The sequence below is a fragment of the Acinetobacter sp. 5862 genome (genome assembly GCF_024494585.1).
Lineage (GTDB): Bacteria > Pseudomonadota > Gammaproteobacteria > Pseudomonadales > Moraxellaceae > Acinetobacter.
This window is the reverse complement of the sequence record NZ_JANHGP010000024.1, coordinates 24,054-50,459: the sequence shown is the minus strand read 5'-3', so window position 1 is coordinate 50,459 and position 26,406 is coordinate 24,054. Positions and strand designations below refer to the sequence as shown.

At 38.6% G+C, this 26,406-nt stretch carries 22 protein-coding genes and 1 rRNA gene; 16 read left to right on the top strand and 7 right to left on the bottom strand.

Annotation, left to right across the window (positions count from 1 at the left end):
* Positions 1-297 (bottom strand): 16S ribosomal RNA (locus NO346_RS04670); the annotation flags it as partial.
* 559 nt (positions 298-856) lie between these two features.
* Between NO346_RS04670 and NO346_RS04665 the strand changes: the two genes are divergently transcribed.
* The 3 genes from NO346_RS04665 to NO346_RS04655 are packed head-to-tail and all read left to right on the top strand — an operon-like array spanning position 857 to position 3,047.
* A complete protein-coding gene (locus NO346_RS04665) occupies positions 857-1,330 on the top strand; it encodes a YfiR family protein (protein WP_256414425.1) in 474 nt (157 codons plus the stop codon).
* 5 nt (positions 1,331-1,335) lie between these two features.
* Positions 1,336-2,559, top strand: a complete 1,224-nt coding sequence (locus NO346_RS04660; RefSeq protein WP_256414423.1) for a diguanylate cyclase domain-containing protein — start codon at positions 1,336-1,338, stop codon at positions 2,557-2,559.
* Positions 2,560-2,567: 8 nt separating this feature from the next.
* Positions 2,568-3,047, top strand: coding sequence for an OmpA family protein (locus NO346_RS04655; RefSeq protein WP_005156135.1), 480 nt, complete (start codon positions 2,568-2,570; stop codon positions 3,045-3,047).
* Positions 3,048-3,095: 48 nt separating this feature from the next.
* Here NO346_RS04655 and NO346_RS04650 read toward each other — a convergent pair whose 3' ends face one another.
* Positions 3,096-4,106 carry a metallophosphoesterase gene (locus tag NO346_RS04650; RefSeq protein ID WP_087548091.1) on the bottom strand — a complete coding sequence of 337 codons (1,011 nt, stop codon included), beginning with the start codon at positions 4,104-4,106 and terminating at the stop codon, positions 3,096-3,098.
* Positions 4,107-4,274: 168 nt separating this feature from the next.
* Here NO346_RS04650 and NO346_RS04645 point away from each other — a divergent pair, with 168 nt between their 5' ends.
* Positions 4,275-5,840, top strand: a complete 1,566-nt coding sequence (locus tag NO346_RS04645; RefSeq protein ID WP_371924506.1) for a phosphatidylserine/phosphatidylglycerophosphate/cardiolipin synthase family protein — start codon at positions 4,275-4,277, stop codon at positions 5,838-5,840.
* A gap of 16 nt (positions 5,841-5,856) precedes the next feature.
* Here the strand turns inward: NO346_RS04645 and NO346_RS04640 are convergent, their stop codons facing one another.
* A complete protein-coding gene (locus NO346_RS04640; RefSeq protein WP_256414421.1) occupies positions 5,857-6,669 on the bottom strand; it encodes a 1-acyl-sn-glycerol-3-phosphate acyltransferase in 813 nt (270 codons plus the stop codon).
* A gap of 404 nt (positions 6,670-7,073) precedes the next feature.
* Between NO346_RS04640 and hflX the strand changes: the two genes are divergently transcribed.
* From hflX to NO346_RS04615, 5 genes are all read left to right on the top strand, one after another.
* The gene (hflX, locus tag NO346_RS04635; RefSeq protein WP_208727996.1) at positions 7,074-8,402 is read left to right on the top strand and encodes a ribosome rescue GTPase HflX; all 1,329 of its coding nucleotides are present in this window, start codon (positions 7,074-7,076) and stop codon (positions 8,400-8,402) included.
* 43 nt (positions 8,403-8,445) lie between these two features.
* On the top strand, positions 8,446-8,808 hold the full coding sequence (locus tag NO346_RS04630; RefSeq protein WP_004660470.1) for a hypothetical protein: 363 nt from the start codon (positions 8,446-8,448) through the stop codon (positions 8,806-8,808).
* Positions 8,809-8,820: 12 nt separating this feature from the next.
* On the top strand, positions 8,821-9,489 hold the full coding sequence (locus NO346_RS04625; protein WP_005156147.1) for an LrgB family protein: 669 nt from the start codon (positions 8,821-8,823) through the stop codon (positions 9,487-9,489).
* 86 nt (positions 9,490-9,575) lie between these two features.
* Positions 9,576-10,019, top strand: coding sequence for a DUF2147 domain-containing protein (locus NO346_RS04620; RefSeq protein ID WP_162620852.1), 444 nt, complete (start codon positions 9,576-9,578; stop codon positions 10,017-10,019).
* Between the two features lie 237 nt (positions 10,020-10,256).
* Entirely contained in the window at positions 10,257-10,703 is a 447-nt protein-coding gene (locus NO346_RS04615; protein ID WP_256414420.1) for a DUF2147 domain-containing protein, read from the top strand.
* A 61-nt stretch (positions 10,704-10,764) separates the two neighbouring features.
* On the opposite strand, the gene NO346_RS04610 is transcribed toward NO346_RS04615, so the two are convergent.
* Entirely contained in the window at positions 10,765-12,948 is a 2,184-nt protein-coding gene (locus tag NO346_RS04610; RefSeq protein ID WP_256414419.1) for a carboxy terminal-processing peptidase, read from the bottom strand.
* Positions 12,949-13,187: 239 nt separating this feature from the next.
* Here NO346_RS04610 and nagZ point away from each other — a divergent pair, with 239 nt between their 5' ends.
* The gene (gene nagZ / locus NO346_RS04605) at positions 13,188-14,207 is read left to right on the top strand and encodes a beta-N-acetylhexosaminidase (protein WP_256414418.1); all 1,020 of its coding nucleotides are present in this window, start codon (positions 13,188-13,190) and stop codon (positions 14,205-14,207) included.
* A gap of 134 nt (positions 14,208-14,341) precedes the next feature.
* Positions 14,342-15,184, top strand: coding sequence for a class I SAM-dependent methyltransferase (locus tag NO346_RS04600; RefSeq protein ID WP_256414417.1), 843 nt, complete (start codon positions 14,342-14,344; stop codon positions 15,182-15,184).
* Between the two features lie 62 nt (positions 15,185-15,246).
* Here NO346_RS04600 and NO346_RS04595 read toward each other — a convergent pair whose 3' ends face one another.
* Positions 15,247-16,557, bottom strand: coding sequence for an alpha/beta fold hydrolase (locus NO346_RS04595; RefSeq protein WP_005156164.1), 1,311 nt, complete (start codon positions 16,555-16,557; stop codon positions 15,247-15,249).
* A gap of 344 nt (positions 16,558-16,901) precedes the next feature.
* Here NO346_RS04595 and NO346_RS04590 point away from each other — a divergent pair, with 344 nt between their 5' ends.
* From NO346_RS04590 to NO346_RS04570, 5 genes are all read left to right on the top strand, one after another.
* Entirely contained in the window at positions 16,902-18,167 is a 1,266-nt protein-coding gene (locus tag NO346_RS04590) for a glutamate-5-semialdehyde dehydrogenase (protein WP_256414416.1), read from the top strand.
* 297 nt (positions 18,168-18,464) lie between these two features.
* Positions 18,465-19,640 carry an acetate/propionate family kinase gene (locus NO346_RS04585; RefSeq protein WP_087536489.1) on the top strand — a complete coding sequence of 392 codons (1,176 nt, stop codon included), beginning with the start codon at positions 18,465-18,467 and terminating at the stop codon, positions 19,638-19,640.
* Between the two features lie 32 nt (positions 19,641-19,672).
* Positions 19,673-21,808, top strand: coding sequence for a phosphate acetyltransferase (gene pta, locus NO346_RS04580; RefSeq protein ID WP_256414415.1), 2,136 nt, complete (start codon positions 19,673-19,675; stop codon positions 21,806-21,808).
* 229 nt (positions 21,809-22,037) lie between these two features.
* Positions 22,038-23,564 carry a fumarate hydratase gene (locus NO346_RS04575; RefSeq protein WP_005219720.1) on the top strand — a complete coding sequence of 509 codons (1,527 nt, stop codon included), beginning with the start codon at positions 22,038-22,040 and terminating at the stop codon, positions 23,562-23,564.
* A gap of 93 nt (positions 23,565-23,657) precedes the next feature.
* Positions 23,658-24,200 carry a DUF2059 domain-containing protein gene (locus NO346_RS04570; RefSeq protein ID WP_256414414.1) on the top strand — a complete coding sequence of 181 codons (543 nt, stop codon included), beginning with the start codon at positions 23,658-23,660 and terminating at the stop codon, positions 24,198-24,200.
* Between the two features lie 17 nt (positions 24,201-24,217).
* Here NO346_RS04570 and NO346_RS04565 read toward each other — a convergent pair whose 3' ends face one another.
* Together NO346_RS04565 and clpX are read right to left on the bottom strand one after the other, a co-directional pair.
* The gene (locus tag NO346_RS04565) at positions 24,218-24,934 is read right to left on the bottom strand and encodes a DUF2846 domain-containing protein (protein ID WP_256414413.1); all 717 of its coding nucleotides are present in this window, start codon (positions 24,932-24,934) and stop codon (positions 24,218-24,220) included.
* Positions 24,935-25,084: 150 nt separating this feature from the next.
* Positions 25,085-26,395: an ATP-dependent Clp protease ATP-binding subunit ClpX gene (gene clpX, locus NO346_RS04560; protein WP_256414412.1), complete on the bottom strand. Its 1,311-nt coding sequence runs from the start codon at positions 26,393-26,395 to the stop codon at positions 25,085-25,087.
* Positions 26,396-26,406: the final 11 nt, after the last annotated feature.

The following is a 26,406-nucleotide window of genomic DNA, read 5'->3' as shown; positions in this document are numbered from 1 at the left end:
TCCTCTCAGACCCGCTACAGATCGTCGCCTTGGTAGGCCTTTACCCCACCAACTAGCTAATCCGACTTAGGCTCATCATTTAGCGCAAGGTCCGAAGATCCCCTGCTTTCTCCCGTAGGACGTATGCGGTATTAGCATTCCTTTCGGAATGTTGTCCCCCACTAAATGGCAGATTCCTAAGCATTACTCACCCGTCCGCCGCTAAGATAAGGTGCAAGCACCTCATCTCCGCTCGACTTGCATGTGTTAAGCCTGCCGCCAGCGTTCAATCTGAGCCATGATCAAACTCTTCAGTTAAAATCATTTGTACTTTACTAAAAGTACTAAATCTGGCTCATCAATTTTCTGACTAAAAATTCGCTCAAATAAACTTCGAGAAATTTCTACCATTCAATCAATGAAATATTTTCGATCGATCAACCAGTAAAAATCCACACAAGTTGTTCTTCTATTCTCTTAATGATCTTCTCGATGATTCGTCATCATCAAGCTAGGTCGGCTATATTACTCTAAATTTCTTTAAAGTCAACAGGTAATTTCGATATTTTTAAAACCCACCAATCAATCCAAGAACCTAACCAATCTAGCCAAATCCTTGTTTCTCAACAAGTTTTTATCTGCATCACCGCCAATGGATGTGCATTCTACACCATTCCTCTCCCAACACAACCCCCTTTCCTAATCTTTTTATTTAAGTGGACGTTTTTTAAACCAACTCAGTTGCTTTTTGTCTATTTTCTTTATCGATAAGAACTTTTTTTAAACAATTAAGTTAAGTAGAATGTATCTCTTGCTTCAAATTTTTTGGCATTTTTGATTGAAAATACGGTTTATTAGTAAAAAAGTACAATTACTGTTGCTTTTAGCCTTGATCGCTACGAGTCAGATTTGTTACGCCATTTCAAATCATAATTTTTATGAATTAGCATTAACCATATTGAGTTATAGCAAGTGGTCGAATACATCTCACCCAATTATTTGTGTAATAGATAATGCTGAGGCTTCGAGGCAATTTCAATCCAATATTAAACAACTTGGGTATGATTATCAGGTACGAGCTGTTAATTCAAAAGATTTTCAAAAAACAGAATGTCATGTTGTGTATTTCTCAACAACAACACCGCAACAACAACAAAACTTGATTCAAGCTTATCCATCGCGTTCATTACTGTCATTAAGCATTAATAATCCAGCATGTGAAATTGGCAGTATTTTCTGTTTATACAACAAAAAGACTTCTTCTAGATTTAAAATAAATCTAGATGCTTTGAGTTACTCCAAAGTTCATATCGACCCCCGAGTCTTAATCTTGGCGAGGAATACGGAGTAATTAAAGTGATTTCGAATTTATATCAATCTACTTCGCTACATGCTTTATTCCGTAAATCTCAATTTACGATTTTTGCAATTACTTTTTTAATTTGCTCTTGTACTTTTGCAACAATTTCCATATTCACAATGGAAACGCACGCCAAACAAAATTTACAACTATTAAGTCAAACGCTACTTGAACGAATCCAGCCCGCTGTTGTCTTCAAGGACAAAGGAGCAATTGATCAAATTTTAGCGGACTACACAACAGAACATGCGATTCGTAGTATTCATGTTTATGTTCCAGAGCATAAATTATTAGCAGAAAGTAACAAGCAAATCGACCACACATCATTTTTACAAAGCGTATTAGATAAATGGTTTCTACATGATCCAATCAAACTGACGGTTATTCATCATAAGAAACAAGTCGGCGAATTAGTTTTATATGGCAGCTCAGAAAATATTTTACATTTCTTAAAAACCATCATTATTGGCCTAGCCATATCAATGTTTTTTATTGTGATTGCACTGTTATGGTCGGTTAATCTTACCTATCGCCAAATCATGCAAGCGATCAAACCATTAACCCATATTGCTCAATTAGTGAGTGATCAGAAAGCTTACAACTTACGCTTCCCCAATAACCATATTAAAGAGTTTCAAAATCTGAATACGGTATTTAATGAGCTCTTAGAAGAAATACAAGTTTGGCATACTCATTTACAGAAAGAAAATCTCCAACTTTCATTTCAAGCTCACCATGATCAGCTCACAGGTTTACCTAATCGACACTATTTTTATGAAGAATTGCTCAATATTTTTAAAAATAAGCAATTTCGTCACAATTCAGCACTAATTTTCATAGATAATAATAAGTTTAAAGCAATTAATGATCATTATGGTCATCTTGCTGGGGATGCGGTATTAAGAGAAATGGCAAATCGATTAATGCAGTCTGTCAGACAAGAAGACTTTATTGCCCGTTTGGGTGGTGATGAATTCGCAATCATTTTGCATACCATCCATCATTCTGATCATTTACAAACAATCGCTGAAGGTTTACTAGCAAGTTGTGATGAGCCTTTGGATTTTAACGGTCAACTTATCCATTTTAGCTTTAGTTTAGGGATTGCTTTTTCACAGTTTGCAGACAATCCAGATGATTTAGTCATGCAAGCAGATCAAGCAATGTATAAAGCTAAAAATTTAAATCCACATTGGTTTCTTTATAAACCAGAAATTTAGGACATGTTATGCGCACTCACACTTTCAAGATCTCCTTTGTAGCATTACTTTGCCTAATATTGGCTGGCTGTTTAAGTTTTGGTCCTTTGAAATACCGTCAAGTCAAAATGCTAAAAAAAGAAGGTTTCGTTTTAACAGAAGAAGGTTGGAGTCTTGGTCTGCCTGAACGTTTACTTTTCGACTTTAATAAAGCAGATATTAAACCTGAAAATCAAAGAGAAATCGTTCGTCTTGCCAATCAATTGAACAAGTATGATCTGCAAAAATTAAAAGTTGTGGGTCACACTGATGATATTGGTAATCCTGAATATAACCAGAAATTGTCTGAAGAACGTGCTCAAAGCGTTTCTTCGATTTTCATTCATCAGGGTTTCAAACCCAATAATGTCACTGTGATTGGTCGTGGTGCAAGCCAACCTTTCGTACCAAATACGTCTGACGAGAACCGCGCGAATAACCGCCGAGTTACGATTATTATTATTCCTTAGGTTGTAATTTTTTAAAAAAGCCAACTATTTAAAGTTGGCTTTTTTAATTTATATGAGTTCAATAATATCAATCGTCGGTGGAACTCGAAAGCGAAATGGAACGCCAACCATTCCAGTTCCAACTGTTACAAATACATCAGCATGTTCATGTGTATAAAAACCTTTTTTGTGTCCTAAAATAGACACTTTTTTCATAATATACGTTGTAATCCAAGGAAGTTCTATTTGCCCTCCATGTGTATGACCAGCCAGCATTAATGGTCGTGTAGGTAATGCTGGCACCATATCTACTGTATCAGGGTTATGAGATAAAATGAGCCATGGTTTATCTTGTGGTAAGTCTGGCATAAATCGCATATTTGCTTTACCCGCCCATAAATCACCAATTCCAATTAAGCGAAACTCATCAAAATCGATAATCTGCCCTTCTATATCAATCACATTATTCTGCTCTAATGCATCTTTTAATAATGTCTGTATAGGTGGACCAGGATACTGCTCATCATGGTTACCGGGGACAGAATATACAGGGGCATGAATTTGTTTTAGTACTGAGAGTTCCTGAATTAAGCGATTCTCAGGTTCATAAGTCCAATCACCTGCAACCACTACAATATCTGGTTTAGCTTCATTTAACTTTTTAACAATGCTTTTTAATTGACGTTCATGACCAGAAAACAATCCCACATGCATATCTGCAATCAAGGCCACTTTAACTGGTTGAATAAAATCACGATCCGGATTTAAACGGTATTGATGATGTTTAACATGAACCATATGTGGTTCAATAAATCGTGCATAAATCAATATGCTCGTTAAAAGGAAAACAAAAATACTTTCATGTAAACTGTAAAACTCAGACCAACCTGCATACAAGCTAAAAAACCAGAGAGGAACTAACAAATAAGAAAGATAAAATGTAGCTAGATGTACAAAAGCTTTAAAAGGATGAATCGTTTCAGTTCTTGCTTGATGAGTCCATGCCTGAGCGAATGCCCACAAGGCTAGAACAATAAAAATAATATAGAAAATTAATATAACTGTGTCCGAATTCGACATTACCACTCTCATTAATCTGACATTAGGGCATACATCGCATCTCATATTTATAATTTTTGATGAAATGCTATACTCAAGTCCAACTTTTAATCAGTAAAGATTATGACGCAATTTTCTCATCTAAATCGTAAACATACAAAAATAAGTACAACTACTTACAATAAAAGTATGCTTGCGATTTATTGCAGTATTGCGATCACAATCACAGGATGCAGCACACTACCTAAACATAAAATAGAGCCAATACAACAATCTAACATTCAACAATTAGAAATAAATCAGACAACTTTGGCTCAGATCATTCAGCCTTTAGAACAACAAAATCCTGGATTGACGGGTTATCACGTTTTATTTGAACCCCTAGAAGCGTTAGCAGCACGACTACGTTTAATTGATAAGGCCGAGAAAACCTTAGATTTGCAATATTATATTTGGGACAATGACAAAGTAGGTGCTCTTGCTTTGCATGCGCTGATTCGCGCAGCAGATCGTGGTGTCAAAGTTCGATTACTTATTGATGATAACAATGCAAAGAAAACTGAAGGAATCTTCTTAGCTCTGGCACAGCATCCAAATATTGCAGTTAAATTATTCAATCCCTATCGTTTTCGCAAATACCGTGCGCTTGATATGGTTTTAGATTTAAAACGTATCAACCGCAGAATGCATAACAAAAGTTTTATTGCAGACCAACAAGTTGCCTTGATTGGTGGACGTAATATGACGAATCAATACTACAACGTGAGTGATAACTATCAGTTTTCTGATGTCGATGTGATGTTGGTTGGCAAAGCGGTCAATGACATTTCACAATCTTTTGACGAATACTGGAATCATAGTTACGCTTACGATGTAAGGGAAATTGTCAATCAAAATGCTCATCGCTTGAGCTATGAGAGCCTAAAACAGCAACTTGATGAGCATTATAATAGAGCAACGGTACAGAATTATCTTGATTTGACTGGCAACTCACAGGCAATTGATTCAATTATCAGTCGGGATATTCCTTTAAACTGGGTAAAAGCTGAAGTTGTAAAAGACTCTCCTGACAAAATTAAATCAAAAGCCAAAAAACAAGAACACCTTAATTTCCAATTGATTAATCGTTTAGAACAACCTGAAAAAAATATTGACCTCATCTCAGCTTACTTTGTCCCTGAAAAAAAGGGGGCTAAAATTCTCAACGATCTTGCAAAAGATGGAATCGAGGTACGAGTGCTCACGAACTCATTTGAGGCAAATGATGTCGCTGTTGTTCATGCATTTTATGGGAAATATCGTCAGGATTTACTGGAGCATGGTGTACAGCTATATGAGTTTCTCCCCGCATTAAATAAAAATGATCTCGATAAACATACCGAAGAACTCGCGAAGAAAGCAAAAGTAAATATCAAAGGACTAAGCCGTTCCAGTTTACATGCCAAACTGATGGCGCTAGATGAAAAGCAAGTTTTTATTGGTTCATTCAATTTTGATCCACGCTCTGCTTATCTGAACACTGAAATTGGCGTGCTTTTAGATAGCCCATCTTTAGCGCAAGCTGTTCATGCGACTATGGATCAAAATCTAAGTAAATATGCCTATAAATTAGTGTTAGATGCCAATAAAAAAATTACATGGCGACGTGAAACACCACAAGGTCCTGTCAACTACACCAAAGAACCTCGAATGAAATGGTGGCAAAAGGCAGGACTGAAAATTATTTCATGGCTGCCGATTGAAGGCTTTATGTAATTTAAAGCGAGTATTGTTATGGCTGAGTATTTAAAACTTTGCTTTGTAACTCAAGCAGCCCTGCTCGCATTTGACGATCAACTTCTTTAGTTAAGCTATCTACCGTATGACCTGTTACAGGAATTGCAGGTAGGGTCAATAAATGTGCTGTAACTTTTGGCATTTCTAAAACACGTTGCACATGTTCTGCAAAAGACATTTCACCAATAAATGGTGCGACTAGATCTAATTCACCTTTCTGATTGACATAGCAAATCACACAAATTTGAACTGGACGTTGCGCGTCAATCGCAGCACCCAATAAACGCCCATGTACTTTTTTGACCTGACGACCATCTGTGGTTGTGGCTTCTGGAAAGAACAAAACTGGAATATCTTGTTTTAAAAACTCTGTAATTTGTTCTTTTATTCGAACTGAGTCACCAGAACCACGCTTAATAAATAAGGTTCCACCGCCTTTTGCGAGATTACCCAAAATAGGCCATTTTTCGACTTCTGCTTTTGCTAAGAAGAAAATACGTGCTCCAGAGCCAAGTACAGCAACATCTAACCAAGAAATATGATTACTCACCCAAAGCGCTGGTTCTCGTGGAATAGTGCCATGAATCTGCACTTCGATATTAAAAACTTCGCATAAACGGCGGCAAAAATACTGAACATAACGCGTATTCGTTGGATTATTCGGATCTTTGTATAAACCGTGTCGATAAATGAGATAAAAACCTTCACCAATTGTTTCTAGACCTGAGGCTAATTTTTTACTATACAAGCTCAATTTAGAGATGAAATTTAATGGTGTGTTATTTGCTGCTGTTGCTTCTTGAGTCATAAATCATTAAAACCGTACGCATGTATGCACATTACATTGAACTAGCTCACTTATATCATGCCCGTATCTCTTTATAAAAGTTACCACCATGAGAAAAAACGAATGTGAATATAATTATTTTCAATTTTAAAAGGTTTTTTAAATTAAATATCATAAATAAATCGAATTAATAAATTAAGAGGTCATATGATGAATCCTCAACACACAACATCTCATAATCAAGTAAATATTCCTTATGGCTATGCTTTAAGAATGTTTTTGGGCTGGTCAATTTTATATATCGGCACACTCGTTGGTTTTATCAAACTTCTTCATCATCATGTCATATAAATCCATGAAGCCTTTGCCCTTTGCTTGAAGTTTATTCTAGAATAAGGCTTCAATACTCAGGATATGATAATAGCGTGGAATTTTTTGAGCGGCAACAAAGTGGTGAACGAGCAATTTTAGTCAGTGTTTCTGTGCAGTTACTCGATGACCTTGATGCTGAAGAGTTTCGATTGCTCGCTCAATCCGCTGGTGCTGAAATTCTTGAACATATTTCTGTACAAAGAAATAAACCAGACCCTAAATTTTTTATTGGCTCAGGTAAAGTTGATGAAATCGCAGAATTAGTTCAGCAGCTAGAAGCTGAATTAGTTATCTTTGATCACTCTCTTTCACCAGCTCAAGAACGTAATTTAGAAAGAATCTTAAAATGTCGTGTAATTGATCGTACAGGGCTTATTTTAGATATCTTCGCATTACGAGCGCGTACACACGAAGGAAAATTACAAGTTGAACTTGCCCAACTTAAGCATTTATCAACGCGCTTAATTCGAGGCTTCACAGGTAATTTAGAACAACAAAAAGGTGGGATTGGTCTACGTGGTCCTGGTGAATCACAACTTGAAACTGATCGCCGACTCATCAAAGTACGTATTACCCAACTGAAAGACAAATTGGTCAAAGTTCAACAGACGCGATTACAAGGTCGTGCCGCACGCCAAAAAGCAGCAATTCCAACGATTTCTTTGGTTGGTTATACCAATGCAGGTAAATCGACACTGTTTAATATTTTAGCCCAAAGTGATGTCTATGCAGCAGACCAACTTTTTGCAACACTCGATCCAACCTTACGTCGTCTAGAATGGGATGGTATTGGTACTGTCGTACTCGCAGATACAGTTGGATTTGTAAGAAATTTACAGCATGATTTGGTTGAATCTTTCAAAGCGACCTTAGAAGAAACACTAGAAGCGACCTTACTTTTGCATGTAATTGACAGCAGTAGCCCTAACATGCCTGAACAAATCGAAGCAGTGGAATCTGTGCTGAAAGAAATTGGAGCCGATGCACCGATTCTTCATGTTTACAATAAAATTGATCTCAGCGGTGATACGGCAAAAATTATTTATAAGGCAGCAGATTTACCTGATCGCGTTTATGTTTCTGCGCATTCTGGGCAGGGATTAGATTTATTAAGCCAAGCTGTTCAACAATGCCTCATGGGACAGTTACAACATTTCGACTTAGTTCTCAAACCTGCTTACGGTAAACTACGCACACAACTTTATACACTCAATGTCATTCAAACTGAACAATATGATGAGCAAGGTGATTTGCATTTATCAGTTTGTATTGCTCCACAAAAATTGCATCAACTAATCAAACAAGCACATCTACCATTAGATGAAATTCTTGGAAACCAAGCAGCTTTATTTCACAGGCCTTTGGAAGAATTTGAAAAGTAAGCATCAATGTAATAATCGTTTATAAGTGAGAGTTAGAAAAAAGATGAAAGAAATTGATTGGACAGCCTGGTTTTGCACGATTCTATTAATTATTGTATTTCGTGAAGGTGCTGTTGCTATTACCACGGTCTTTCATCACCCAGAATTAGGTAATCTCGTCGGACTGATCAGCTTACTTGCAACTTTATTAATTTGGAGAAGATTTAGAAAAATCTCCAATCGTCTTATCGATACCAACAACAAAATCATGAAAGAAAGTGCTTTTGCCTTTTTGCCAATCTGTGCTGGCTCTTTGATCATGTTGGTACATTTAGGCAAAGAAATTCCAATCTTTTTATTTGTCTTAACCTTGAGTACTTTATTGCCATTGTGGATTTACGCCAAAATGGCGAAACGCTGGTTATAGGAGTTCATGAATATGTTGATGGTTATATATGGATTCGTGATTACCTTAATCAGTTATCTCATCGCAAAACCTTTAAACAAAAAAATTCCACAGATTCCATTAATTGTTTTTGCGATGTTTATTGTGATCGGACTACTCGCAATTTTGGGTATTCCTTATGAACAGTACATGAATAATGTGAATGGTGTCTTTAATCATTTGCTTGGTTATGTGACTGTCGCTTTGGCAATTCCACTGGCTGCAATGCGTTATGATGATTTACCAATTAAATCGATGATTGGCATTTTGTGTTTTGCAAGTATCAGTGCAGTTGCATTGCCGATGGGGCTTGCATATTTATTACACATGTCAGAACCAACAATTATGGCTTTTGCAACCCGAGCTGTAACGACGCCAATTGCTCTGAATATTGCCACACTATTACACGCTCCTCTGATGATGGTATCACTGATTGTGATTTTATCTGGAGTCATTGGCGCCGCATTTTCTCCGTGGATTTTAAAACATATCCATGATGAACGGGCTTCAGGCTTAGCTTTAGGTTTGGCAGCTCATGCAATTGGTACAGCACAAGCATGGCAGCGAGGTCCTGTTACAGGTCGTTATGCCGCTTTTGGTATGGCTGTGAATGGTGTGTTTACTGCTATATGGCTACCCACTTTTATTTTGTCTCTTTCTTAATTTGTCACAGAGATGTCAATTTATATTGAACTAGTTGTCAAAAATCCTACATAATGGGAGTTCAAACGTTAAAAGGATTTTTAATGATGGGAAAACAATTATTCGGTGCGTTGATTTTATCTGTAATGAGTAGTCTAAGCTTTGCAGAAGATATTACAGGTATGTGGCAAAGTATCGATGACAAAACTGGTGCACCAAAAGCTTTAGTCGAAATTCGTAAAGAAGCGAACGGTACTTATGCGGGTAAGATTGTAAAGATTACTCCACGTGCGGGTTACACACCAAAAGAAACGTGTGTAGACTGCCCAGCACCATATACCAATAAACCTATTTTAGGCTTAGACGTGATGACAGGCCTAAAACAAGGTGAGGGGCTGAACTATGTTAATGGTCGTATTCTAGATCCAAATTCTGGCAAAGTTTATAGTATGAAAGCAAAATTAAGTTCTAATGGCAAACGCTTACATTTGCGAGGCTATGTTGGCGTATCTGCATTAGGTCGTAATCAAATTTGGCTTCGCGATGAATAAATTTTAAAACGACATAATCACGCCGACCATCTATATTGGATCAAATTGATCACGGTTTAGCACTATAAAAACACCTTTATTTCTTTCAGAATTAAGGGTGTTTTTTTATTAAACTTTAAAAAAATTCCTTGAAATTTCAATTATTAAAAAAATACACAATTGTAAAAGAATAATTGAATCTAGGATTAAAAATCCGAAATAATAGAGAGACAATAATAGTGGCTGAGTAGCTTAGACATGTACACAAAACTCATTACGTTTTTCTTCTTATTTAGTCTTAGCCATCTGACTTTTGCACAAGATATCGTAGGTACTTGGCAAAGCGTTGACGATGTAACAGGAGCGCCTAAAGGACAGGTTGAAATTATCAAAGAAGCTGATGGAACTTATATTGGTAAAGTTATTAAAATTACCCCGCGAACAGGTTATACACCAAAAGAATTCTGTACGGGTTGCCCTGCTCCTTACACGAACAAACCCATCTTAGGCTTAAATGTAATTACTAACCTGAAGTATAAAAAGGATTTGTCTTATGCAGATGGAAAAATTTTAGATCCAAACACTGGTCGTATGTATAGTCTCGCAGCAAAGTTAAGTAACAATGGACAAAGGTTACATTTACGAGGTTATGTTGGCGTATCAGTATTGGGTCGTAGTCAAATCTGGATTCGTGTGAATAACTAAAAATCTAATCAATAAAAAAGCCCTCAATTTAAGGGCTTTTTTATATTGCTATAACTGTAGTTTAATGGCTTTGTAACTTTGCGTAGTCAATCAAAACATTTGCAGCTTCTGTAATAAAGGTTTCTTCTTCAGGCAATGCTGGTCGTGCATAAGCTTTCATTTTGGCACGTGACTCAATTAATGCATCAATCGAAGCCTGATAGCTTTCCCAGTTGGCGTAAGGTGCCTGACCTGTCGCTATACGACGCTGATTTTCAGCATTGAGTGTTTGCTTTTCTAAATCAATTAGCTCAGCTCGACGTTGAGCAATATCTAACTCAACTTTCTTCTGATCAGAACTTTTTTGTGCGATCAGTTTTCGAGCTTCTAAATAATTAAATTGTGAATCAGCTTTCACCCGCTGTTCAGAAGATTGGGTAAGCTTAGCAATATACGGTTGCACAGAACCTTCGCGCTTGAAAGGAGCTGTTGGAATGGTATCCCATTTCAATGCATTTTTAGCTTTACGCTCACCAAACTCTTCATTGTAAATATCAACAAGTTTGATATCAGGAATCACGCCTTTGTTCTGCGTACTTCCACCCGTGACACGATAGAATTTGCGTTGAGTTAACGTTGCCTGACCATGTGCTAAGGAGTCTAACTGAACCTGAGCGGTGCCTTTTCCTGTCGTGGTACTACCTATAATAATACCGCGCTCATAATCTTGGATTGCCGCAGAATAAATCTCACTCGCAGATGCAGAGGCTAAGTTAACAAGCACTGCCATTGGCCCAGCATAAATTTGCTCTCCGCCATCAGTGTCTTCAAAGACATTCACATTGCCATTGCCATCCCGAATTTGTACAACTGGACCAGATTTAATCACCTGACCCAGCATACGAGCAACTTCTTCTAATGAACCACCTGGGTCATTACGTAAATCAACCAGAACACCTTCTACTTTCTGTGCTTTGAGCGATTCAAATGCTTTTGCTGTATCTTCTGAAACTGAACGATATTCTGTACCAGCTCGACGTGAACGATAATCAAAATAGAAAGATGGAATTTCAATCACACCGAAAAGATGTTTTTTCCCATCACGTGTAATTTCAACTGTACGTGAGCGAACACCCGCATCCTCTTCCTGAATCACATCTCGGACTAAACTCACATTACGTGCTTGGCTCATGGAAGCACCCGCACCGAGTAAGCGAACCGTTACTTTAGTTCCACGCTTACCACGAATCAATCCAACAATTTCTGAACTCGACCAACCAATGACATCAATCATTTTTTCGCCGTCTTGGGCAACGCCAATGATTCGATCTCCTGATTTGATTTGACCAGATTTACTCGCTGGCCCACCTTCAACAATGGTTTCAATCTTGGTGTAATCTTCATTGCCTCGTTCTGGGCGAATAGATACCCCAATGCCTTCAAGTTGCAATGTGGTCTGGCGATTTAACTCCATCGCATCAATAGGAGGGTAATAATTACTATGTGGATCGTAAGTTGCCAACATTGCATTTAATGTTTTATCTAAAACATCATCGCTCTTTACACGACCAATACGTTCAAGCTGGCGCGTATAACGTTTTGTCAGCGTTTGTACTGGTGTTAAATCTTCTGGACCAGTTAAATCCTGACCATTTGCAAGCGATGGATCAGCTTTCAAAGCCTTTTGCTTCGCTTGCTCTTCTTCTTTGCTAATCGTTAAATTAATTAGCTGAGACACCAACATTCTCTGCCAATGTGCTTGTTGCTCGGCAGACGTCTGAAAATAAGGCGCTTTTTCGCGATCAATATCAAGGTAAACACCCTTTTGCTGTAAATCTTGTGGCTTCTTCAATTCAGCCAACATAAATTCGTAGAATTGTTTCAAGCGTTCACGATATTGGGCATGAATCGCAAAAGGTCCAGTTAGGTTTCCTGCTTTTAATGAGCTACCAAAATTTGAACCATATTTATTTTTATATTCTGAAATTTCACTGCTCAGAAATAATGAATGATCTGGATCTAAGCTGTCCAAATACATATCTAAAATACGATTTGATGTCGCAGCATCTAAACGCATATTCAGATAATGCTGACGATCAACTAATGTTGCCAACTGACGTGCGACCAATGCTTGTTCTTGTGATGGCTTGATCACGGTTGAAACAACAGGAGCTTCCGTTGCCGCAAATGCCTCATTCATTGTATGAGAAAAAAATAAACCACCAGTCGCGATTGCAACTGCACACGCTATCATTTGAAGTTTCATAAAATTTTGGTACTTCCTTGGATATGGCAATTATTACATGCTAGTACGATCAATATGAACATATTTCATTCAATATTTTTACCAAACTGTAGTACAGGTTAATCATTATAAATAAATGACCAACAAGCACTTATCATCAATATCATGTAGTTTTATCATATTCTGTACTGACAAAATGTAGCAAATCATTGCACAATTTAGCTATCGCTTTTTTACATCAAAATTCAAATGGAATCTATATGATCGGCGCATTGATGCTAGACGTTGCTGGCACAGAACTTACTCAAGAAGATATTGAACTATTACAAGCTCCGCAAGTCGGTGGCATGATTTTATTTGCACGAAATATTGAGTCTCCTCAACAAGTTCGCGCTTTAACTGATCATATGCGCCAAGTCCGTCCAGATATTCTGATTGCTGTCGATCAAGAAGGTGGGCGTGTTCAACGTTTAAGACAAGGCTTCACCTTGTTACCTGCAATGGGGCAACTTGGTGAACATTATGTACATCATCCCGAACAAGCAATTGAGTTAGCCCAACAGTGTGGTTGGTTAATGGCAACTGAAGTTCTCGCTGTAGGTATTGATTTTAGTTTTGCTCCAGTCTTAGATCTCAATGATATTAGTGATGTGATTGGTGATCGAAGCTTTGCTAAAAATATGCAAGACATCGTTCCACTGGCTAATGCCTTTATGCGTGGAATGAAACAAGCAGGTATGGCAACAACTGGAAAACATTTCCCTGGACATGGTTCCGTAAAAGCTGATTCACATGTCGCTGCAGCGATTGATAGTCGCTCATATCAAGAAATTTACGACAAAGATATGCAAAGCTTTATCAAATTAATGCCTCAACTTGATGCACTGATGCCAGCGCATGTGATTTATGATCAAGTCGATCCAAACCCAGCAGGCTTCTCTCCGTTCTGGCTACAAAATATTTTACGTCAGCAACTTAAATTTGACGGCGTCCTATTCTCTGATGACCTGAGTATGCAAGCTGCGTGTGTTGCTGGTGGTGCTGATGCACGTATTCAAGCGGCATTAAATGCGGGTTGTGATATGGGATTAGTGTGTAATGATCGAACAGCAGCATGTACAGCTTTAGATGGCATTCAAAAATTGGCTTTACCAAATCAACAACGTCTAGAGCGTATGCGCGGTAAAATTCCAAACATCCAAGTAGGTTCGACACTAAATTTAGATGAAAGTTGGCAGAACGCAAAAAAAGTCATTGAAGACTTTAAGAATTCGTTTTAACTTGCCAATAAGCAAAAGATGATTTAACACACCATCTCCAATTGATCTATTTAAAAATGAATAGGTCAATTTCCTCGCGCAAATGGGTTGTGCATGGGAACAGAATAAAATGAAAAAAATTGAGTCTAGGACAGATGACACAACAACTTTCGAAACACCGCCATATTTCTTTTACTGCACACTATACCGGCTATATTTGGTATCAGATGGGCATTTCCCATCCTGCATTAGCGACAACTAAAGGAAAAACACTAGCAGCCTTAGTCCATCCGATTGAAAGTTGGGCAGAAAAGTATGTTGGTGGAAGTATGCGAACAACCTTGAAACAACGCCATACCATGCTTGATACGCATTTAGAGCAATTGATTCAGCAATATCCAAACCTACAAGTACTTGAAATTGCATGTGGCTTATCGCCACGAGGTTGGTGGTTTAGACAGCATCACCCAGACATTTGCTATCGTGAGCTTGACTTACCTGATATGGCCGCTACAAAACAAGCAGCATTACAACAAATTGAACCACATGTTGATGATGTCCTATCCGTTGATTTATTTACAGAAGCATTTGCAAACGTATTTAAAGTCTTTGACCCTAAACGACCTTTGGTGATTATTAGTGAAGGCTTAATTAACTACTTTGAAAAGCCGTTACTTCAGCAACTTATTCAAGCAATTGCGATCTATGGCCGCGACTTCAAAGAACTTCATTATTTAACCGATCTTTATCCAGAACCCACTCAAAATAAATTAGCAACCATTATCTGGAATAGTAGTCGTTTATTGAAACTAATGTCACGCAGCGCTTTTAGCTTCCACTTTAAGACACCAGCAGAGGTAGAGAATTTTTTTCATGAAGCTGGTTTTAAGGAAGTTGAAGTGCTTCAACCTAAAGAATTCTTTGAACAAACACATTTAGAAAACAAGGAACAGCATCTCGGTGATCTTGTTTGGATGATTCAAGCGACCAATAAATAAAAATCAAAAAAAAAGAGAAGTGAATTCAAAACACTTCTCTTTTAAATTCTATTAAAAAATAATTAAATTTGTTTCTGACGCTCAATAAAACGAGATAAACGATCCGCAACGTCGAAACTACCGTGTTTAAACAAGATACGTAAACCCTGTTCAGTTGCCTCAAATGTTAAACATTCTATTTTAAACTCACCTTCTTCATCAGCTAAATGTAAGGCTAAATCTCGTGGATGCTGGCTAACAAAATCAAGCTGATCCAAATGATCAAGTTTTAGATACACCCCAAAGAAGGTAATATCTACAATCTTTACTGCTACTTCGGTATCTGAATGTCGATGTGATAATTTAGTGTCTGGTTTTAAAACAGGAATACGTTCTTCACCACGACGCTCAATGTTTTTCATTTGTTCGCGGTTCATTGGAATAACACCATCAAGATTGTCGATGGATTCTCCCTTTAAAAACGTAGTAAAAAGCGTCATCGTTTCTTTGCGGCGTTGTAATTGTGGAACATGGTCTGCATTGGCAATTAATGCAAATTCCATATTATTACATTGCAAAGCAAAGTCAGCATTTTCATGTGGCAAAGTAAAGCTATCGTACTGCCCTGCTGCAACGAGAGTTTTACACTGCGCAACAGGTACATTGCTTAAACGGAGTAGTCGATTGCAATTAATCTCGTAACGCTCACGTTCAGTTGCAGTAAACTCTGCCATCTGTCTAAAAAATAAACGTTTTGCCGTTGGAGACATCCGCGTTTTATCAAGCTTGGCATGATTCACAAGATACAAAATAACTGCTTGCCCAAACTCCTCCATACGATCTTCACGCATCAAGTGTAAAGATTCCTCGAGCAACATACGCCAGCTTTTACGGGTTTTTTGCATCACACCCATCAAGACCATACGATCAATCAGTTCAGGACGTTGGTGTGCAAATGAAGATGCAACAACTGAACCCAACGACATACCCATGACAGAAACTTTATCAATCCCAACAATATCAAGCCATTGACCCAACATTTTTGATAAATCTGGTAATTCAAGAATTCCAGCTGACTCGCCTGTATCCACATTTCGAATCTGCTGATTTGCGCCCATTGATGGTAAATCAATCAATATGACAGGACCACTCTCAAAGAGTTGCTCAACACAATACTTATAAGAGTTAAAATTTTGAAATGCGCCCCCGACAATTACAATTGGCGTGTTGTAGATCGTCTTAGGATCTGCAATTGCCATATATTCAATTTTCCAACCATCTATCCATGTAGTACGCGCTGGTTGTTTAAAACTGTTTTTATTGTATATGTCGAAAAAACCAAACCCTGTGTAGGTATGATTTAAATCCGAGTCCATTTGGATTATGGAATTCATATCCTTCCTCCATCCTTGTTTATTTTTTTGCTGTAATTAGTCTCATTTTTAGTGAGTTCTAGTTACAAGTTAACAAATTTATAAAATTTGTATTACATTTATCCTATACATTTTTCATTCTATACAAATGCATGATTTATACGCAATCATTTCCTTAACCACTTATCTTGTTTAGATCAATAATATTTTTCAAAATATGTAATCAGCTTGTAAATTCAATTTTAAATCAAAAGAGCTACTCAAAATTTACAATCTATAATTTTTTGAATTATCAGTTCAGCCTATTCATTGTTCAGCATTTGACTGTTACTATCATTATAAATATATGCAATCGTCAAAATGCTATGCAAGATTCTATTCAAAACTATATGCAACAGGTTGGTACTCAGGCACGTAAAGCGTCTCGTATCTTAATGAGCGCATCAACGCATCTAAAGAACCATGCTCTGTCTGCAATTTATACTGCTTTAGAAAATAATCAAGCACAAATTTTGGCAGCCAATCAAATTGATATGCAAAATGGTCACCAACGTCAATTAGATTCTGCCCTCCTTGATCGTCTTGAACTCACTCCTGCTCGCTTTAAAGGCATGCTACAAGGGTTAAAAGATGTTATTGCACTTGTTGACCCAATCGGCGAAATTACGGATTTAGCTTACCGTCCATCAGGTATTCAACTGGGTAAAATGCGGGTTCCTTTAGGTGTAATCGGCATGATCTACGAATCGAGACCGAATGTTACCCTTGAAGCCGCATCATTAGCACTAAAGTCAGGAAATGCCATTATTCTACGCGGTGGTTCAGAAGCAATTGAATCGAATAAAGCAATTGCAATCGCAATTCAGCATGGTTTACAAATTGCAGGCTTACCTGAACATGCTGTTCAAGTGATTGACACACCTGACCGCGCAGCAGTAGGTCATTTAATCACAATGACTGAATTTGTAGATGTGATTGTTCCTCGTGGCGGTAAAAGCTTGATTGAACGTGTAACGAATGAAGCACGTATTCCTGTGATCAAGCATTTAGATGGCAATTGCCATGTTTTTGTTGAAGCACAAGCAGATTTACAAAAAGCATTACCAATTGCGCTCAACTCAAAAACACATCGTTATGGCGTATGTAATGCGATGGAAACATTACTTGTTGATGAAGAAATTGCAGAAGATTTCCTACCAAGTATTGCTGAACTATATGCAGATAAACAAGTTGAACTAAGAGGTTGTGCGGAAACACAACGTATCTTAGGTGAGTCTGTTAAAACAGCCACCGAAGAAGATTGGTACACTGAATATTTAGGTCCTGTTCTTGCAATCAAAGTCGTTACAGGTATGGATGAAGCAATCGAACATATTAATAAATATGGTTCTCATCATACCGATGCGATTATTACTGAAAACTTTAGTCTAGCACGTGAGTTTCTCGCACGAGTTGATTCAAGTTCAGTAATGATCAATGCTTCAACCCGCTTTGCTGATGGCTTTGAATATGGCCTAGGTGCAGAAATAGGAATTTCAACAGACAAAATTCATGCACGTGGTCCAGTTGGTCTGGAAGGTCTAACCTCTCAGAAATGGATCGTATTTGGTGATGGTCAAATACGCCAATAAGGCATTTAGATCCAAGTAAAACGCTGCACGGTAAAGCTCATTTATTTGATCTTTATCGTGTTTTTACATATTTTCATACAAAAACCCTGATCAAAACAAATAGATTCATCCTAAGAAGTTTGTATCTACACTCTATAATCATTAGATTCAATTATAAATCAGTTGTATAGGCTAAAGTCTATCTTCGCCAATATGACAACCCATGTTAAAACATTGCACGTGATTGCTGTGCTCGACACGTTGCAGCAAGATCAAAAGTGTTCGTCATAAAATTCAAAATTTGTTAGGTGTTCAAACGTGGCTAAATCTGTACTTGTAATTAACTGTGGTTCATCTTCAATCAAATACGCGCTTATCTCAGAACGCCGTGAAGATCGTATTTATGGATTAGCAGAAAACTTAGGTTCTGCTGAAGCGCGGATCAAAGGCGTTACAATTGGTGGTGAACCACTTGAACTTTCGATTCCACATGCAGATCACGCCAAAGCACTTGAAACTCTTCTTGCACGTTTAGCGAACTACAATCCACAAGCGATCGGTCATCGTGTTGTTCATGGTGGCAATTTAACCAAAGCAGAACTATTAACACCTGAAATTGTAAGCCGCATCGAAGCTGCAACACCACTTGCACCTTTGCACAATCCTGCACATTTGATTGGGATTGAAGCAACCATGCGTTTGTTCCCTGAATTGCCTCAGGTTGCTGTATTTGACACTGCATTCCATCAAACCATGCCTGAACACGCGTATCGTTATGCTCTACCACAAAATTTATATACTGAACACCATGTCCGTCGCTATGGTTTTCATGGAACAAGCCACGCTTATGTGACTGAACGTGCAAGTGAACTCGCAGGTGCAAAAAATCAAGGGGGCTGGCTCAGTGCTCACTTAGGCAATGGTAGTTCAACTTGTGCGGTTTGGAATGGTCAAAGTCTTGATACTTCTATGGGCATGACTCCATTAGAAGGTGTAGTGATGGGTACACGTAGTGGTGATGTTGACCCAAGCCTGCATTTATTCCTTGCAAGTAATTTAGGCTGGAGTATCCAGAAAATTGACAGTATGTTGAATAAAGAAAGTGGCTTGCTTGGCTTATCTGGTCTGTCAAACGACATGCGCACTTTAGTTGAAGCTTCGGGTAATGGTCATGAAGGAGCAACACTGGCGATTGAAGTATTCTGCTATCGTTTAGCAAAATCATTATCTGCTTTGAGCTGTGGTTTACCGCGTTTAGATGGTTTAGTTTTCACGGGTGGAATCGGTGAAAACTCAGCTTATGTTCGTGAAAAAACCTTGGCTTATCTACCACACTTTGGTTTGCAATTTAGTGCAGAAAAAAATAATGCCTTAGCACGCGGCACTGAAGGTCGAATCGATAATGGCACAGGTCCACAGATTTGGGTTGTACCTACAGACGAAGAAGGACGCATTGCGAAAGAAACGCGTCAAGTCATTGAACAGCTCGCTTAATTCACAAAATTTAGATAAATTTTAAGGTTCTTATGAATACGATTTTACTGATTCCAACAGGTGAAGGGGTTGGTCTTACATCTGCCTGTTTAGGAATGATCTACGCTTTAGACTGTAAAGGGATTAATGCTGGTTTTCTTAAACCATTTTCTCAATTAGCAGATTCAACCGTTGATCGTACTGCAACACTTTATCGTCATTTATTTCAACATCAATCTGTTGAACCGATTGCTTATGAAAAGCTCACCCAGCTTCTTGGTTTAGGCGAAACAGATGAGCTACTCGAAGAAGCTGTTGCACTGCATCGTAAAATCTCAGCCAATCATGATGTGATTATTGTAGAAGGACTTGTTCCAAATGGACAAGATCACTTTGCCAATGAAATTAATGCCGCACTTGCACAAGCACTCGATGCCCAAGTCGTTTTGGTCAGCACAGCGGATTTAGCTGACCCACGTAAAACAGCCGAAAAAGTCGATGCACATTTGCGTCAATTCGGAGGTGCTGCATCACCGCGCACCACAGGCGTTTTATTTATGCGAACCAAAGGTCTCCCTGATGGTACAGCAGCAATTCCTGTCACACTCGATCCAAGTTTGCGTTTAGATAAGCAAATTGCTGAATTTTCAATACAATTACAACGTTATAATCGTTTTATTGGCACAAGTGAATTACCTATTATTGGTTTAGTGCCATTCAGTAATATTCTCAGCGTACCGCGTAGCTTAGATATTGCCACTGTTGTTAATGGTACTTGGTTAAATGAGGGTGAAGCAAAACAACGCCGTATTTTACATACCAGTTTAATCGCATCGGATATTGAAGCCGAATTACATAAATTTGTTGCTGGCGAACTCATCATTAGTGCATCTCAACGTACAGATGCCCTACTTGCAGCAAGTCTTGCAAGCAGTAATGGAATTCCTTTGGCGGGTTTAGTTTTAGCTGAACAAGCCGCTCCAGCCGCGAATATTTTAGAATTCTGCCAAGGTGCTATTAAACAAGGTCTACCAATTTTACACACTTCGCTAGACACATTAGAAACAGCACAACGCCTATATCATTTTGGCAATGAAATTCCCGTAGATGATATTGAGCGTGCTGAACAAGTGACGCGTTTTGTTTCAAGCCATCTTGATAATAGTTGGCTCGATCAACATACTCAGAACAACCTGAATCCACGGTTATCTCCATCTGCATTCCGCTACGAGCTGGTACAAAAATCGATTGCTGCGAAAAAACGGATTGTACTACCTGAAGGTGATGAACCTCGTACTGTACAAGCCGCAGCGATTTGCCAATCACGTGGTATTGCTGAATGTATTTTATTAGCGAAACCTGAAGCTGTTGCTGAAGTTGCTAAAGCGCGTGGTATTCAGCTTCCAGCTGATCTGCAAATTATTGATCCCGATAGTATTCGTGACCAATATATTGAACCTATGGTTGAATTACGCAAAGGTAAGCTAGATGCATTACAAGCAAAAGCACAGCTACAAGATACTGTAGTCCTTGGTACAATGATGTTAGCACTTGATCAAGTCGATGGCTTAGTATCTGGCGCAATTCATACCACTGCCAATACCGTTCGACCTGCATTTCAATTGATTAAAACAGCCCCGAACTACTCATTAGTTTCATCAATCTTCTTTATGTTGTTGCCTGATGAAGTTTATGTCTACGGCGATTGTGCAATTAATCCAGATCCAAATGCGGAACAGCTTGCTGAAATTGCGATTCAATCTGCAGACTCTGCTAAAGCCTTTGGTCTTGATCCGCGTATTGCCATGATTAGTTATTCAACAGGTACGTCAGGCGCAGGTGCCGATGTTGAAAAAGTGGCTGAAGCGACCAAGATCGCCCAACAACGTCGTCCTGATTTACTGATTGATGGGCCTCTACAATACGATGCGGCTTCAGTTGAAAGCGTTGGACGTCAAAAAGCACCTGAATCTAAAGTTGCGGGTCGTGCCAATGTATTTATTTTCCCTGACCTCAATACTGGTAACACCACCTATAAAGCAGTACAACGTGCAGCGAATGTGGTCAGTGTCGGTCCAATGCTACAAGGCTTAAACAAGCCCGTAAATGATTTGTCTCGCGGTGCTTTGGTTGATGATATTGTGTTTACTATTGCCTTAACGGCGATTCAGGCAGCGCAACAGGATTAAATCACGATCTTGATATTATAAAAAACCATCTACCAGATAAAAAGTAGATGGTTTTTTATTAGACTTGTTTTTCCATGCGGCCAGCCACACATAAGCAAAACTAAAAATTTCAACACGTCTCCTGCCTATTTAGACCTTTAGCCAAATCTAAGCTAAAACTCCCACATTCATTGCTTTTTGTCATATAATTTAGCCCGCCAGCTAATCGCCCGCTCAAGAGAAATTTGATATGACAACGATCATCAAACAAGATGACTTGATTACATCAATCAAGGATGCCCTGCAGTTTATTTCTTACTATCACCCACAAGACTTCATCCAAGCGATGAGCCGTGCTTATGATCGTGAAGAAAACAAAGCTGCAAAAGATGCTATTGCCCAAATCCTGATCAACTCACGTATGTGTGCTGAAGGTCACCGACCAATCTGTCAGGATACAGGGATTGTCAACGTTTTCCTTGAAGTCGGCTTAGATGTTAAATTTGATTTAACCATGAGCTTGGATGATGCTGTAAACGAAGGTGTACGCCAAGGTTACCTAGAAAACTCAAACGTACTCCGTGCTTCTGTTTTAGCAGACCCAGCTTTTGGTCGTAAAAATACCAAAGACAATACCCCTGCCGTGATTCACTACAAACTCGTTCCAGGTAACAAAGTAGATATTACAGTTGCTGCCAAAGGTGGCGGTTCAGAAAATAAATCTAAACTTGCGATGTTAAACCCATCTGATTCGATCGTGGATTGGGTACTTAAAACTGTTCCAACGATGGGTGCAGGCTGGTGTCCACCAGGTATGCTCGGTATTGGTATCGGTGGTACTGCTGAAAAAGCCATGATGCTTGCCAAAGAAGCACTTATGGAAGAAATCAACATGGACGAATTACTTCGTCGTGGCCCACAAAGCAAGATGGAAGAACTCCGTATCGAGATCTTCGAGAAAGTGAATGCATTGGGTATTGGCGCACAAGGTCTTGGTGGTTTAACCACAGTTCTTGATATTAAAATTAAAGATTACCCATGCCACGCAGCAGGTAAGCCAGTCGGTATGATTCCAAACTGTGCTGCGACACGCCACGCACACTTCCAGTTGGATGGTACTGGTGTTGCACATATCCAAGCACCTAAACTTGAAGACTACCCTGCTGTAACGTGGGATTCTTCTCAATCGAAGCGTGTCAACCTTGATACCATTACTCAAGAAGAAATGAATGCTTGGAAGCCAGGCGATACATTACTTCTCAATGGTACGATTTATACAGGTCGTGATGCTGCACATAAGCGCATGGTTGACATGTTAAATAACGGTGAAGAACTTCCAGTCGATCTAAAAGGTAAATTCATTTACTACGTGGGTCCAGTCGATCCAGTTGGCGATGAAGTCGTTGGTCCTGCAGGCCCGACAACCGCAACCCGTATGGATAAGTTCACTCGTCAAGTGTTAGAAGCGACTGGTTTGTTCGGTATGATTGGTAAAGCGGATCGTGGTCCTGCTGCAATTGAAGCGATCAAAGACAATCAAGCAACTTACTTAATGGCCGTTGGTGGTGCTGCTTACCTCGTGTCTAAAGCAGTTCGTGAGGCTGAAGTGGTTGCTTTTGCAGACTTAGGTATGGAAGCCATCTACAAATTTGTGGTTGAAGATATGCCTGTTTCTGTTGCAGTTGATGTGAATGGTACTTCGATCCATGCGACTGCGCCAAAAATCTGGCAAGCAAAAATTGGGAAAATTCCAGTTGTGGATGCTGCCGCTCAATAATACTCATACAATAATCTTAGCCGAATCATCGTATTCGGCTATTTTTTTGCCTAAAGCATCTGTTAAATTATAAAAAACAATAAGGATAACAAGATGAATAAAACAATATCGATCCTAATAATGAGTCTTTGCTGTGTAATGGCAACAGAAAATACATTTGCCAGTCCTGCTCAAAAAAAATCTGTAAAAGAACTAATTAAACTCAGTGATTTAGAAAACCTTTTACATTCGTCTCTAGATGAGATGCAGCCTGCATTAGACTCTAAAGCCGAAAGTATGCTTTTAAAAATTTTGGGTAAAGAGAGACTGACAACCAATCAAGAACATCTAGCACTTGTAGAACTCAGTCAATTATTAAAAGACACAAGTTCAAAAATGTTTATGCGGCCTGAAACATTACAAGCAATTGAGCAAATTTATACAGAAACACTGAGTGAAGAGGAAGTACAAGCTTATTTAAAATTTTTGCGAACGCCAGAAGGAAAATCAATCAACCAAAAAAATTTAACAATTAGTAGCAATGTGTTTCAATACATGAATAATTTAAATCAAAAGACCTTAAATGATCCTGAGCAAAATTTAAAACTCAAAGAGCAGCTTTTAAGCATCATCAACCCCTTAATTCAAGATGAATAAACGCTGCTCAATATTGACTACCACGTCAATGGATTCCAAAGTTTAAATGGCTTAACCAATAAGACCTCAGATTTTTCATCATATTTCAGCGGTTTCAATTCTTGTGGTTTTGAACGAACTTTACCTGAGGCATCTTGTGCCACAAAGTTATAGCTTGATGATTTTAGGCGTGTAAAGGCAATTTCCTGATGTGCGACTTTATCGGGCATGATCATAAATGGTCCGGTATGTTCGCTGCGAGAAATCTTATTTTCTTCATCATATTTAATAAAATAAGTTTGTGATGCATCAACCGTGAAATCTAAATACTTTGGTTTTTGGAAATGCATACCAGCCAATGGGCGGCTCACACTCAAACGATAGGTACCTGCTGGTAGTTCCACCCAATAATAGTGATTATGCAATAGGCTTGGGATTCGATGCCCATTAATAAATAAGTTTGCTGCTGCAATTTCTTGACGATTCCAACGTGTATCTGGACGATACAAATAAACCACCGCGGCTTGTTCATTTTGTGGTTTGATCGGTGTGTAAAATTGACCTAATTTTTGATTGACCCATCCACCAACAGTAAAACCTCCCACATGATACTGATCAAGCAGACCTGGCTCTTTTGTTGTATCTACTGGAGGTAAAGTTGCTGTGAGTGTTGTCGTATTTTCTTCAACTGTCTTATGACTTTGACAACCAGCCAATACCCCTGCACAACATAATGACAATATTAAATAACGCATGATATCCCTCAAGGCGTTTTCTTGGATTTATTTTTAACAGCGCAAAACTATGCGGATTTTCCAATTTTTAAGATTAACACCTCATTAATTAATTGCAAATAAAAAAAGCATGAAAAGTCTAAGCTTTCATGCTTTTTAGATGAATGAGAATTAAGCAGATTTTGAATCAATAACTTTCAAATCTTTCTTTTCAACTAATTCAGGTGTTGTCACTTGTGGTAAACGTTCAGCTTTAAATGTTGGCTTAGCTGTACCATTAATTACAGCTTCATCCACAATAACCGTCCCCACATCACTACGACTTGGTAAGTCATACATGGTTTCTAGCAAAACGTTTTCTAAAATTGAACGTAAGCCACGCGCACCCGTATTTCGTTCAAGTGCTTTCTTCGCTACAGCACGCAATGCAGATTCATCAAAAACAAGATCAACATTTTCCATCGTGAAAAGATACTGATATTGGCGAGTTAATGCATTTTTAGGCTCTGTCAGAATTTGCATTAATGCTTCTTCATCCAGTTCTTCTAAAGTTGCAATCACAGGCAAACGACCAATAAACTCAGGAATCAAACCAAATTTGACTAAATCAGTTGCTTCGACTTGACGGAACAACTCAGAGACTTTTTTACTGTCGTCCTTATTCTTCACATCAGCCGTGAATCCAATACCGCCTTTCTCTTGACGTTGTTGTACAATTTTCTCTAAACCAGAGAATGCACCACCACAAATAAATAAAATATTTGAGGTATCAATTTGAATGAATTCTTGTTGCGGATGCTTACGACCACCTTGTGGCGGAATAGAAGCAACGGTGCCTTCAATCATTTTCAATAATGCTTGTTGTACACCTTCACCCGATACGTCACGAGTAATTGATGGATTCTCCGATTTACGGGTAATCTTATCAATCTCATCAATATAGATAATACCTTTCTGCGCTTTTTCTACATCGTAGTCCGCTTTCTGCAATAACTTTTGTACGATATTTTCAACATCTTCACCCACATAACCCGCTTCTGTGAGTGTCGTTGCATCTGCCATGGCAAAAGGAACATCCAATAAGCGTGCAAGTGTTTGCGCAAGCAAGGTCTTACCTGAACCTGTTGGACCAATCAGTAAAATATTACTTTTTGCAATTTCAACATCTTGCGGTGCGTGATGCGACTGCCCAACTTTCAACCGTTTGTAGTGGTTATACACAGCAACAGACAGGGTTTTTTTCGCAATATCTTGTCCAATGACATACTGATCAAGGGCGGCACGTATTTCATGTGGTTTTGGCAAAGCCTTGCTTGCCCAATCACTCGCTTCAACCTGTTGACTGGTTTGAACCAGATCCAAACAGACATCCACACACTCATTACAAATATATGCGTCCTCACCTGCAATCAATTTTCCAACTTCAGATTGCGTCTTGCCACAAAATGAACAATGCTTTTGTCCTTGAGGATGTTCGGACATATTTACTCCAC